Consider the following 13368-nt stretch of genomic DNA (forward strand, 5'->3'; position numbering starts at 1 on the left):
ATTCCCGCATGCGCGGGAATGACGACCGTGTTAAAAACTTATTAGAAAGATTGCTTCGGCTCGCTCTTTCCCTGCCTCGCAATGACGGATTTAACGCATTCCCTGCATCATGCTATTTGAATTATGCTATCTCCTCCCTGCTATCCGGCATAGGAAATGATGGAAGGAGAAAACGTTAAAGCTTTATCGTTACCTTTTCTTTATAATTGCATTAAGGCAGCACACACTTTCCGCCCCCTTCGGCGGAACTTGTGCTGACGACCAAAAAGCTTTAACGAATTTATCCGACATCAGTTCCAAGCCTAAGCCCGAGCGAAGCGAAAAACAGCAACCGCATTACGATTCCCGCATGGGCGAGAATGACGACCGTCTAGAAGCATTACTAAAAAGATTGCTTCGGCTCGCTCTCCCCCAGCCTCGCAATGACGAATTTAACGTATTCCTTGCCTTATGCTATTTGAACCTCGCTATATGCTTCCTGCTTCCGGCATAGGAAATGATGGAAGGAGAAAACGTTATAACCATACTTACTTCTCAACAGTCGATTCATTAAAATTTACGATTCTAATTTTACTTACATTTTTCTGTTCCAAAGCTTTCCCTGCATAATCCGGTTTATTGGTTCCCCAGGCAACATTGCTGTTCAGCACACTAATGTATCCGGTATTTTCGAAATAAAACCCGGCAATAGCGCTCTTAACCAACCCCTCAACATTACTAGGTCTGCGGTCGTAAATTCCACCAGCCTCATTTGTGGTTTTATCGAGATGCACACTCACCTGATCGAAATAAATTTCAGCAATTTTATCTTTACTTTCTCCACTAATATATACCCCACTTTCTCCGGTACAGCGAATATTACTGAAATAAATATTTTTAACAGCCCCTACCTTACCTTGGATTTGTCCTTTGGGTAATCGCCAGCCTGCATCTTTGTTATTGCTGGTGGCACGGGGGTAAGCGGTTATATAAATGGGTTCGGCCTTGCCCCACCATACATCCGAAAAAAGTTTCGATTCGATAAGCAAATTAGAAAAAACCACATTGCTTACCGTTCCTTCATCACGGTTTTGAATGCCTATACCCCGGTTACTTTTTTTGATGTTGCAGTTATTAATCAGCACATTACTGATGCGGTCCATATTTTCCGAACCAATTTTAATGGCACACGAACTGGAGGTCATGGTACAGTTGCTGATCACAATATTTTCGCAGGCACCATACTCTTCATATTCACGTCGGTTTTTAAGGCATATACAATCATCACCAGATTCGATGTAACAATTGTTAATCCTTACATTTTTACTGTGATCGAGGTCGATGCCGTCGCTATTGCGGATTTTGATGCTATTCAATAAGGTAATATTGGAGATGGATACATCATTACAACCAACCAGATGAACCGTCCAATAAGCAGAGTTTTGAAAAGTTACCCCATCGATATTCAGTTTATTACAGCCAATTAAAGTAAGCAAATGCGGTCTGGGATCTACAACATTAAAGGGTTTCAGCACATACGAATCGCTCAGTTCCTCACCCATAAAAGATATCCCGTTACCATCAATTATCCCTGTGCCGCTAATGCTTACCTGTTCGAGTTTTTCGCCGCCAATCCAGATCGTTCCCTCACCTTTATTTTCTTTAAAAGCACTTTTGGTATATATTTTTTCATCCGGACTTGCCAAAAGTTTAGCACCACCTTCAACCCTTAAATCAATAAATGATTTTAAATTAAAAGGACCCGTTAAAAATACATGCCCAGCAGGTACAATTACCTGTCCGCCGCCAGCTGCTGTACAGGCATCAATCGCTTTTTGAATGGCAGCAGCATCATTCGTTTTGCCATCGCCAACTGCACCATAGTTTTTTATATTGTAAGTTTTATTTTGTGCCATTGCTGTAAAAGAGAGCAGCAGAGCAGCAAAAATCAGTATGTTAATTTTCATCTGAGTTTGTTAGGGATATTGTTGTAAAACATAATTTGATTACCAGAAAACGGTATAAAGTGCAGCCAGTATACCACAAATAATTACAGAGGCAATGGTAAATGCAGGCGTAACCTTAAACATGCTACTATCAATTTCAAGGCCCTGAGGATTATCTTTACTCTTAGGGTCAGTAAGGGTAACAATAACCATTAATACCAGGATAATCATAAACACCCACGACATCCGGTTTAGAAAAGGAATTTCGGCAATGGCCCCACCAGTTAACGTTGGTAAAAATTTAAATAAGGTAGATAAAGGAATGGTTAACAAAGCCGCGGTGAGTGCTGCACGCGAAGTGGTTTTTTTCCAGAAAAAGCCCAGTAAAAAAATAGCAAATACACCAGGCGAAATAAAGCCCACATATTCCTGTATAAACTGGTAAACCTGGTCGAAACTGCGCAAGGCCGGCGCAATAACTATGGCAATTAATGAGGCCACCACTACCGACCATCTGCCTACCGAAACCATTTGCGTTTCTGAAGCTTCGGGTTTAATAAATTTCTTATAAATATCTAAAGTAAAAATAGTGGCTATGCTGTTGCATTTTCCCGCCAGCGAAGCAACAATAGCTGCTGTAAGGGCTGCAAAAGCAAGTCCTTTGATCCCGGCAGGCAGCAAATTCATCAACACCGGGTAAGCATGATCGGGTTTTACCGTTCCGGCAGCATCCAACATCTCCGAATGGAAATAACCACGTTGATACAGCACATAAGCTGCAATGCCCGGAATAACCACAATTACCGGAATCAATAATTTTAAAAAGGCAGCAAAGATTAATCCACTACGGCCCGTTTTTAAATCGGCACCCAAAGCGCGCTGAACAATATACTGGTTGCAACCCCAGTAATTTAAATTATTAATCCAAAGGCCACCAACCAAAACGGCAATGCCCGGCAGTTCATGATAAAACTTATCCCCTTTAGCAAATATCATATGGAAGTGATCCGATGCTTCACTGCGAAGTAGAGGAAGGGCAGCAAAAACACTGGGGGCATCCAACTTTTCTGATACCAGCTTAAGCGCCATGTAACAGGTAATCAAGCCTCCTGCAACCAGCACAAAAACCTGTATTACATCCGTATAGCCAATTACTTTCATGCCGCCAAGCGTAATAATGGCCGAAAAAATAGCCAGAAATATAATGCAGAGGTTAAAAGGAACCCCGGTAATGGTTTCTATCGCAATAGCACCAAGAAAAAATATTGAGGTTAAATTTACAAACACATAAACAAGCAACCAAAAAACAGCCATTAGTGTACTTACCGTATTGTTATACCGGTTAGATAGAAACTGCGGCATGGTGTAAATTTTATTCTTAATGTAAATGGGAAGAAAAAATACCGCCACAATAATTAAGGTAGCGGCGGCCATCCATTCGTAACTGGCAATGGCAAGCCCCATGGCAAAACCCGAGCCCGACATGCCGATAAAGTGCTCGGCAGAAATATTAGATGCAATAATTGATGCCCCTATTGCCCACCAGGTTAGTGAACCTTCAGCCAAAAAATAATCTTTGGTATCCGTACGTTTTTTCTTCTTACTCCGATAAACCCAAAAGCCATATGCCGAAACAATAATAAAATACATCAAAAAAACGGCATAATCGAATGCTGACAAATGGTTCATAAAGATCTTTTTATATTTGGTTTTTTTAAAAGTCAGAAAAAAACCCAAAGTTGCAGGCTTAATTCTATTATTTAATTACGTAAACGTTTTCGCGTGGCCAGCTTAAATAGCTGTTCCTAAATAACGCTAACAAGCAGTAGAGTCGCGTTTGATCAGCATTGACTTTAGCACAATATTCTGTTCATCATCCAGTTGTTTGTTATGAAGAATTTTGAACAGGCACTTTGCAGCTTCACGGCCAATTTCGAAGGCCGGTTGGGTAATGGTAGTAAGTGAAGGATTTAATAATGGAGCCGTACTAAGGTTAGAAAAGCTTAGTATTTTAACAGCAGAAGGAATTTGTAAGCATAATTCTTTACAGGCACAATAAGCAGGAATAATAAATTCTTCAATAGATGAGAACAATGCATCAGGCTGGTGTACCTGGAGTAACGTTTTAATTTGCTGCAGGTTGGTTTCTTCATCATCGCTATATTTAACAACAAGCTGTTCGCTAACCTCCAACTGGTGTGCTTTTAAAGCATCAGCATAACCTGCAAACCTCGCCTTCCCTGCCGGAAGGTTTTCTAGCCCATATAAATAAGCAATTTTGGTACAACCGCATTCAATTAAATGTACTGTAGCCTCAAAAGCAATTTCGTAATCATCAGTAGTGACTTTTACAGCATCGAGGTTTTCGTAAACCCGGTCGAAAAACACCAACGGAATTTTCTTTACCAGGTTGGTATAATATTCACTGTTATATTCGCTGCTTGATACTGATGTAAGTATTCCATCAACCCGGCCGCTTAATAAACTATTGGTAAAAGCCACTTCTGCTTCAATATTTTCGTGCGTTTGGTAAATAAGGACATGGTATCCATACTGACGGGCAATTTCTTCAATCCCTTTTATAGATAAGGAAAAAAAGTTATTGGCTACACAGGGAATAACCACGGCAACAGTTTTGGTTTTATGGCTCCTCAGGTTACTTGCCGCGGGGTTTGGCGTGTAGTTCAGTTCCTTTGCCAGCGTCCACACCCTGTTTTTGGTTTTTAAACTGATTTCGTAACTGTCGTTAAGCGCTTTTGATACGGTGGCTATAGAAATATTCAACTCCTGAGCCAACCGCTTAATATTTACTGTTTCCGCCATGTTTTAAGTTTGTTAGTTAATTTTTTTAAACGGAATTAATGCTATCGGCAATGGTTTATTATTGAATCGACAGCACTATCCATTTTCTTCACCAGCATATCTATCAAAAACAAAAGTTACCAGGTAAGCCAGGCAATTCGATGTTCATAACAAGCTATTTGGTTACAGCATTACAATACCATTTTGACTAAGAAAAAGTATCCTGCTACAAACGAAAATATAAAATAATCGTAACAAGAACGTTTATTTTTTTTCTTTTGCGCATTTCAGGCTCAGGTGTTTTAGGCAGAAAGTAGCACCCTTGCAATCAATACTTACTATAACCTATTAAATTTAAACAAATTAACCCGGATTATACAAGCCTAAATAAGATTTTACTTAATCGTTTACGTAAATAAAATTGGCAAAAAATAAAAGTTTAAGCTTTCAAAAACTCAACTTTAACCTACGAACCAACAAAAATTTTTAACCAAATCAATTTCTTGCCTTATGAGAAACCAAAATCCAGCTTCGATGGATGATCAAAATCCATTACAAAACCTTGATCAATGGGAAGAGGATATTTTGATCCGTTACCCCGACCCTAAAAACATCAATGCAGAAAAAAAAGAAGAACAGTTTAGAAACTACGAAGAAACTGAAAAGGACAGTGTAAAAGAATTTTACAGACTTAACCATACTTACCAAACCTACGATTTTGTAAAACAGAAAAAAGCAGATTATTTAAAGTTCGACAAACAGGAAATGCCGATCTGGAGTGCTTTTGATTTTCTGAATAAACTGGTAGATGATTCTGACCCCGATACAGATCTTGATCAGATGCAGCATTTATTACAAACATCAGAAGCCATTAGAAATGATGGACACCCCGATTGGATGGTGCTTGTGGGCTTAATTCACGATATGGGTAAAGTACTTTGTTTATTTGGAGAACCGCAATGGGCAGTTGTGGGCGATACCTTCCCGGTGGGTTGTGCCTATTCGGATAAAATTGTTTACCCGGAGTTTTTTAGTCAGAACCCTGATATTAACAACGAAACTTATCAAACCAAATTAGGCGTATACACGCAAAATTGTGGTTTGGATAATGTAGACATGTCGTGGGGCCACGATGAATACGTATACCACATGATGAAACCTTACCTGCCTGAACCAGGATTATACATGCTCCGTTACCATTCCTTTTATTCGCAACACAGGGAAAACGCATACAACCACCTGATGAGCGAAAAAGACCATGAAATGTTTAAATGGGTTAACCTTTTTAACCCTTACGATCTGTACTCTAAAAACCCGAACCAAAAAAGCTGGGCCGAACTGGAGCCTTACTATAAAGCACTTGTAGCTAAATATCTACCCGCTACAATTAAATTTTAACATTCTATCTCAAAAACAATATATAACCAAATTAAAACCATTTATGAACTTAAATTTACTAAAATCATGAGATTTAAATGTACAAGCTTAAAGTATGGCAGCATCTTTTTGCTGTTTTTACTCATCAGCCAGGCGTTCAATGCGGCCTATGCCCAGAACGAACGAAAAATTACCGGAAATTTATTGGATACCAGAAACCTGCCTGTTATAGGGGCCTCTGTTTCGGTAAAGGGCACCAACAAAATTACAGCTACCGGAGATAACGGTGCTTTTAGCATTACAGCAAAAAACGGAGATAAACTGGTGTTTACCTTTATGGGTTACGAGGCTAAGGAAATTACCATAGGTGCAGCCGCTAACTATAAGGTAACCATAAGCGAAGCCAATACATCACTTACAGATGTGGTGGTGGTTGGATACGGTAAAGGCTCCCGCAAAGGGCTTTCGAGTGCCATTACTTCAGTTAAGCCTGAAGATTTAAATAAAGGAGCCATAGCAGATGTTGGCCAGTTATTGCAGGGTAAAGTTCCGGGGCTGAACATCAGCTCCAGTGGCGATCCAAACAAGCCGGCGGCAGTTATTTTACGTGGTGCCTCTACCATTAACAGTCCGGGAGCACCTTTTTATGTAATTGATGGTGTACCTGGAGCAGATATTGCAGCAATTGCACCTGCAGATATTGCCACAATTGATGTATTAAAAGATGCCGCAGCAACAGCCATTTATGGTAACAGGGCAGCAAGTGGTGTAATTATAGTAACTACAAAACGTGGTAAATCGGGCATACCGCAGTTAAGTTACAGCGGCTATGTGGCTGCCGAAAAAGTAAGTAACCAGCTTGATTTAATGAATGCCGATCAGTTAAGGGCATTCCTTACTGCTAACAAAGTTGCTTTTTCGCCAAATGATGATAAAGGTGAAAATGTAGATTGGATGAAAGCCATTGAGCGTTCTACAGCATACTCACAAAACCATAACCTTTCATTTAGCGGTGGTACCGATCACAGCAACTACAGTGCAAGTTTAAACTACTTTAATAAAGAAGGTATTTTAAGCCAAAGTTCATTAAACCGCATCATTGGCCGGTTAAATATAGATCAGTACGCATTTAATGATAAAGTAAAATTTAGCTTAAACCTGTCAAATTCTACTAGCAAATCAATCAACGAGCCGCTACAGAATATTGTATTGTTACAAGCGGCTAAACGCTTGCCGGTTTCGCCTATTCTTAATGCAGACGGAAGTTATTTCGAAAACCTGAATAATACCGGATATTTTAATCCTTTAGCCATTGCCAACAATGCGCAAGACGAAACAAAGTACAACGTGTTAATCGGTGGTTTTAACACCGAAGTAAAACTCCCTTTCGGTTTTACCTATAACCTAAATCTGTCTTACCAGAAAACTACTGCCGCACATGGCGAATTTTATGGCAGTTATTTCGGAAAATATCCAACATCGAACTTTTACAATAACCCCGATCCAGGTATCGGCATTGCGCATACCTTAATTGGTAGTGTGTTCGGCACCAATGGTTCGGCTTTAAGAAGTAATTTTGAAAACACCAATAAAATATTGGAAACCTTTTTAACCTGGGATAAAAAACTGGGCGACCATACTTTAAATGCAGTATTGGGTTACAGTTATCAGGATAATATTGTAGGTGATGGTTTTCAAACCTCAAGTACAAACTTCCCTACAGATTTTGTTGGCTATCAAAACCTTACACTCGGTAATCCATATGCCATTCCATCTTACCGCATTAACTTAGGGAATGACCTTACTTACCAAAGAATTTTGTTGATCTCAGACTTCTTCAGGTTAAATTACAACTACAAGAGTAAATACTTTTTACAGGGTTCAATCAGACGTGACGGAAGCTCTGCATTTGGAAAAAATAACCAATGGGGTTATTTCCCATCTGTTGGTTTAGCCTGGAGGGTTATTGAAGAGGATTTTATGAAAGGACAATCATTTGTGAGTGATTTAAAAATCCGTGCCAGTTATGGTGTTACCGGAAACTCATCAGGTATTGGTGCTTATTATGGCCAGTTAATTTATGGCATTAGCGGTACGTATTATAATAATGGCGTTCAGGCCGCTGCATATGCGCCAATACAAGGTGCAAACCCTGATTTGAAATGGGAAAGAACATCAACCAAAAACCTTGGTGTTGATTTCGGGATCTTAAACAACAAAATTACCGGTAGTGTAGATGTGTATGATAAAAATACCAATGGCATGCTCTTCAAATACAGTGTACCACAAGCACTTGTACCAGGCGGCCAGTTATTTGCAAATGGTGGCAGCATCAACAATAAAGGTATCGAAGTAAGTATTAATGTATCGCCAGTTGCTACCAAAAGTTTTTCATGGATAAGCAGCATTAACATGGCCTACAATAAAAACAAAATTACCAGTTTGCAAGGTCCAATCTCCAATGCAGATTCTGTGCGTTACTCAGATCCTGAAGGACCGGGACAAACCAATGCTACTTTACAAATTCTGAAAGTTGGTTACCCGCTTGGCCAGTTTTTTACGCTAAAATATGCAGGTAAAGATGCGAGTGGCAACTCATTGTTTTACAAACGCGATGGCTCTACCACAACTACACCAAGCATTGGAACCGATTATTTTTACCAGGGCAATGCACAGCCAAAAATATTAATGGGCTGGAGCAATACCTTTAAATACAAAGCATTTGAGCTGAACATCTTTTTAAGAGGAACATTTGGCAATAAGATATTTAACGCTACCAAAGCAGATTTATCTTACACAGCAGGCGCAGCAGTTAATAACATATTAAACAGTGCTGCTGATGATAAAGTATCAGATACAAGAAACTCATTCTACTCAGACCGTTATATAGAAAGTGGCTCTTACGTGCGTTTGGATAATGCAACCTTAGGCTACAATTTTAAAAACGCAATTAAGTATGTAAGTAATATAAGGTTATATGTATCAACCAACAATTTATTTACCATTACTGGTTATAAAGGGATCGACCCTGAGATTAACCAGGGAGGTGCTGCCCCGGGTATAGATTACAATAACTTCTACCCTAAAACACGTACTTTTTTATTCGGTGTTAACGCATCATTTTAAACACAAAATTTAAAGACATGAAAAAGATATTATTTGGAATATTATTTGCACTAACCGGAGCATTAATATTTACCTCCTGTCAAAAAATAGAGGTACCAGTTACATCCGAGCTTACACCAGAAACTTATCCTCAAACAGCCGCACAGTTAACATCGGCATCCGGGGCGGTATACATCAATTTAAGAAGCGATTATGCCACAACCTACTTCTTTTTACAAAGTTCATCAACAGATGAATCGGTACTGCCAATTTTTGCTTCCGATTGGATTGATGGAAACAAATACCTTGAACTGCACCGCCACACCTGGACAAAAGATAACGCATGGGTTGCAGCAGGCTGGAGTTACCTCACCAATATTATAGGTACAGCCAATCAAACCATCTCCATTATCGGCCAATCTGCACCGGCTGGAGCAGCAAAAAACACCAACCTTGCAGAATTAAAAACCATGCGCGCCTTATCGTACTTTATGATGATGGATTTATATGGAAACGTTCCGTTAGATACCCTATATGGTGCAACAGCGTTAAAAACAAATGCTACACGTGTACAGGTTTTTAACTATGTAGAAAGCGAACTAAAAGCAGCTATCCCTTATTTAAAATCGACTACCGGCGTAGCAACCTATGGTTTACCTACCAAATACCTGGCCTATTCTATATTGGCGAAAATGTACTTAAATGCTGCCGTTTATACAGGTACTGCACGTTATGACGATTGTATAGCGGCCTGCGATCAGATGATCAGCTCAGGGTTATACAGCATAGAGCCCATGTCTAGCTATCTGCAAATGTTTTATCCAACCAATGGCCCATCACAAAAGGAATTCATTTTTGCAATCCCTTTTGATGCCTCAACCTCATCTGGCAATATGTTTATGGCCCGTTACGATTTAAACCGTAACCTTGGTATTCGTTATCAGTACTCTGGCTCTACACCCGGCACATTTACCAACCCGGTGATGAACCAAAGCAGTGGCGGTGGCTTATCAAACAATAAACCAAGCGGACCAAGAATGACCACTACTGAATTTTATGCAAATTTTACCGATGCAAATGATATCAGAAACAAACAATGGCTTACCGGCGCACAATACTGGCCAGATGGAAGCCCGATATTGGTGAGCACCACTAATTTAGGCTATGATCAGTTTTATACCGGTGGCACTCCTGCAGGTACGTTAACTTATCAGTTAAACTTAAGTCCGTTAAGCAGTTCGCGTTTGGGTGCAAATGCATACGATTTAGGCAAAGATGAAATTGCCTGGAACACCGGCTACCGCAACATTAAATTTATAGCCGATTATACCAATCCAACAAACAGAAATCAAAATAACGACATGCCATTGTTCCGCTATTCAGATATCATTTTAATGAAAGCAGAAGCCATATTTAGAGGTGGTACGCCAACATTGGGTGCTACCGCATTAGGCCTGGTAAACAGTGTAAGAAGCAACCGCACAACTTCTGCAGCATTGGGTACCTTAACTTTGGATGCGCTTTACAATGAGCGTTCTAAAGAATTTGCTTGGGAGTGCTGGCACCGTAATGATATGATCAGATTTGGAAAATTTGAGAACACTTACGGTTTATCTAAAACAAATACCGACACTTACCGCCGCATTTTCCCAATTCCAAGTACTGCAATAGCAACAAACAATACCCTGGTACAAAACCCTGGTTACAATTAATCTACGGTGAGTGCAACAAGAATTTCTCTGGGGTAACAGCCAGAGAAATTTTTAATTTTTCATCTTTTTGCCGATGATTTACCAAAACATTAAACCAATTTCCATGAGGAAACATTTACTTTTATTCATTCTCCTATTTAACTATTGCTTTTCACAAGCTCAGGTATTGCTAAAAACACCATCTGAAGCCACTCCCCCAACAAAAATATTAACCAAAGAAGCTTCATCGCTTAACTTTATTGCCATGGGCGATTGGGGCCGTAACGGTGCCGACCACCAGAAACAGGTAGCCCAGCAAATGGGAGTAACCGCAGCCGATGTAAAAGCGCAGTTTATCATTTCTACCGGAGATAACTTTTACCCAAGCGGCGTAATCAGTGAGCACGACCCGCTTTTTAAATATTCATTTGAAGATATTTATACTGCATTTTCTTTGCAGTGGGATTGGTATCCGGTATTGGGCAACCACGATTATAAATCCAACCCAGATGCACAGGTTGCCTATTCTAAAATCAGCAGAAGGTGGAAAATGCCTTCACGCTATTATGCAAAAAAAATTCCCATCAATGGCGATCCCAACAATCAGGTTCTCATTGCTTTTATTGATACCAACCCATTGATGCCCGAATTTTACAAAAACGCAGAGTATGGCCCCAATGTAAAAGGCCAGGATACCACCCAACAAAAGCGCTGGCTCATTAAAACATTAAGTGATCCCGATCCAAGTATCCGATGGAAAATTGTTGTGGGCCATCATCCCATGTATACCGGGGGCAGCCGTACAGATGGATATGATACAAAAGCAATCCGCAGTTCACTCAAATCACTGTTCGATCGTTGTGGCGTAGATGTATACCTTACCGGGCACGAACACAGCTTGCAATACATTAAGCCCGCCGGAAAAACGCATCATTTTATTTCAGGAGCAGCTTCAGAAAAAACGCCTGTAAAACTCATCGATGATGCACAAATGGTAGCCTCTGTATATGGCTTTATGCTCTTTTCGGTAAGTAAAGATTTAATCAGGGTACAAACCATTAACGATGAAGGAGAAATCATCTACAATACGGTACTTAAAAAATAATCACTGTTTCCCTCCTTTAACAATACTAAGGAAAGAAGTTAACATTGCCGATCATTAGATTTTAATAAATATTATGACCAATACCGAACCAGTACAACAAAATCTGCTTCCAAAAAAGAAAAGGCTTCTTTCATTAGATGCTTTACGCGGTTTTGACATGTTTTGGATCATCAGTGGAGAAGGCATTTTCCATGGATTGGCCAATGGTGTAATGGTCGATCACGCTTTAACCAGAAACCGCAGCAACTGGATAATCGCCACCAATAACAGCCTGTCATTTTTTGAACGGATTTTGGTAGGCATCAGCAATCAGCTGCACCACACAGTTTGGAATGGTTTTACCTTTTATGATCTTATTTTTCCACTTTTCATCTTTATTTCAGGTGTCTCTATGCCTTTTTCATATGAAAAGTATTTAAACTCCGGTAACGATAAAAAAACTGCTGCAAAAGGAATATATTATGCGCTGATTAAACGAACATTGATTTTAATCATGCTTGGCATGGTGGTAAATGGCTTATTGCAAGGCCATGGATACACAAACACCCGTTTTGCCAGTGTACTTGCCCGAATCGCCTTATCTACATTTTTCGCCGCATTAATTTACCTTAACGCTTCGCAAAAGAAACAGGTATTGTGGTTTGCCGGAATATTAATCGGATATTATATTTTAATGATTACCATACCAGTACCTGGGTTCGGGAAAGGTATTTTAACGCCAGAAGGTAATCTGGCTGCTTATGTAGACCGATTATGGTTACCAGGAAAACTTCACCGCGTGGTTTACGATCCCGAAGGCTTATTGAGCACCATTCCGGCCATTGCATCAGCATTACTGGGTGTGTTTACAGGATCATTCTTAAACGCAAAAAACAACCACCTTTCAGCCATAAAAAAAACATTTTACCTGCTATTGGCGGGCCTAACACTTGTTCTGCTAGGCATCATGTGGCATACGGCTTTCCCTATCAATAAAAACATGTGGACCAGTTCTTTCGTGTTAGTGGCTGGCGGTTTAAGTATGGTTTTATTTGCTCTATTTTACTTTATTATCGATGTTAAGGGCTTTCAAAAATGGAGCATGCCATTTATTTGGATAGGTACAAATTCGATTTTAATTTACGTTTGTGCCCATGGCCTGTTCAATTTCGAAGCTAGCTCACAGTTTATTTTTGGCGGGCTGATCACATACATTCCTTTGGCCTGGCAACAGGCGGGTATATGGTTTGGCGTTCTCCTTGTTCAACTAGCCCTATTAAAATTCCTTTATGATAGAAAATGGTTTTTAAAGGTTTAAGCAATGCCATAAAAATCTGAGACTTAGCCGGGATAATGAAAGAGGATATATTTTACGCTAAATCCT

The 13368-nt window shown here is 39.8% G+C and carries 8 protein-coding genes; 5 read left to right on the forward strand and 3 right to left on the reverse strand.

The genetic code is table 11. The annotated features are described in order from the left end of the window. Positions 1-527: 527 nt before the first annotated feature. From ASE74_RS05780 to ASE74_RS05790, 3 genes are all read right to left on the reverse strand, one after another. On the reverse strand, positions 528-1946 hold the full coding sequence (locus ASE74_RS05780) for a glycoside hydrolase family 28 protein (RefSeq protein WP_055905528.1): 1419 nt from the start codon (positions 1944-1946) through the stop codon (positions 528-530). Between the two features lie 39 nt (positions 1947-1985). Beyond that, positions 1986-3614, reverse strand: coding sequence for a sodium/sugar symporter (locus ASE74_RS05785; protein ID WP_055906572.1), 1629 nt, complete (start codon positions 3612-3614; stop codon positions 1986-1988). Between the two features lie 126 nt (positions 3615-3740). Continuing rightward, the gene (locus tag ASE74_RS05790) at positions 3741-4748 is read right to left on the reverse strand and encodes a LacI family DNA-binding transcriptional regulator (protein ID WP_055905531.1); all 1008 of its coding nucleotides are present in this window, start codon (positions 4746-4748) and stop codon (positions 3741-3743) included. A 489-nt stretch (positions 4749-5237) separates the two neighbouring features. Here ASE74_RS05790 and ASE74_RS05795 point away from each other — a divergent pair, with 489 nt between their 5' ends. The 5 genes from ASE74_RS05795 (at position 5238) to ASE74_RS05815 (ending at position 13302) form a co-directional block, all read left to right on the forward strand. Beyond that, entirely contained in the window at positions 5238-6125 is an 888-nt protein-coding gene (locus tag ASE74_RS05795; RefSeq protein WP_055905533.1) for an inositol oxygenase family protein, read from the forward strand. A 66-nt stretch (positions 6126-6191) separates the two neighbouring features. Further along, complete coding sequence (locus tag ASE74_RS05800; protein ID WP_082458664.1) at positions 6192-9230, forward strand: SusC/RagA family TonB-linked outer membrane protein; 3039 nt, start codon at positions 6192-6194, stop codon at positions 9228-9230. Between the two features lie 17 nt (positions 9231-9247). Further along, entirely contained in the window at positions 9248-10921 is a 1674-nt protein-coding gene (locus ASE74_RS05805; RefSeq protein WP_055905535.1) for a RagB/SusD family nutrient uptake outer membrane protein, read from the forward strand. A 103-nt stretch (positions 10922-11024) separates the two neighbouring features. After that, positions 11025-12005 carry a metallophosphoesterase gene (locus tag ASE74_RS05810; RefSeq protein WP_162235795.1) on the forward strand — a complete coding sequence of 327 codons (981 nt, stop codon included), beginning with the start codon at positions 11025-11027 and terminating at the stop codon, positions 12003-12005. A 73-nt stretch (positions 12006-12078) separates the two neighbouring features. Further along, positions 12079-13302, forward strand: a complete 1224-nt coding sequence (locus ASE74_RS05815; RefSeq protein WP_055905540.1) for an acyltransferase family protein — start codon at positions 12079-12081, stop codon at positions 13300-13302. Positions 13303-13368: the final 66 nt, after the last annotated feature.

Source organism: Pedobacter sp. Leaf216 (assembly GCF_001421515.1).
Classification (GTDB): domain Bacteria; phylum Bacteroidota; class Bacteroidia; order Sphingobacteriales; family Sphingobacteriaceae; genus Pedobacter.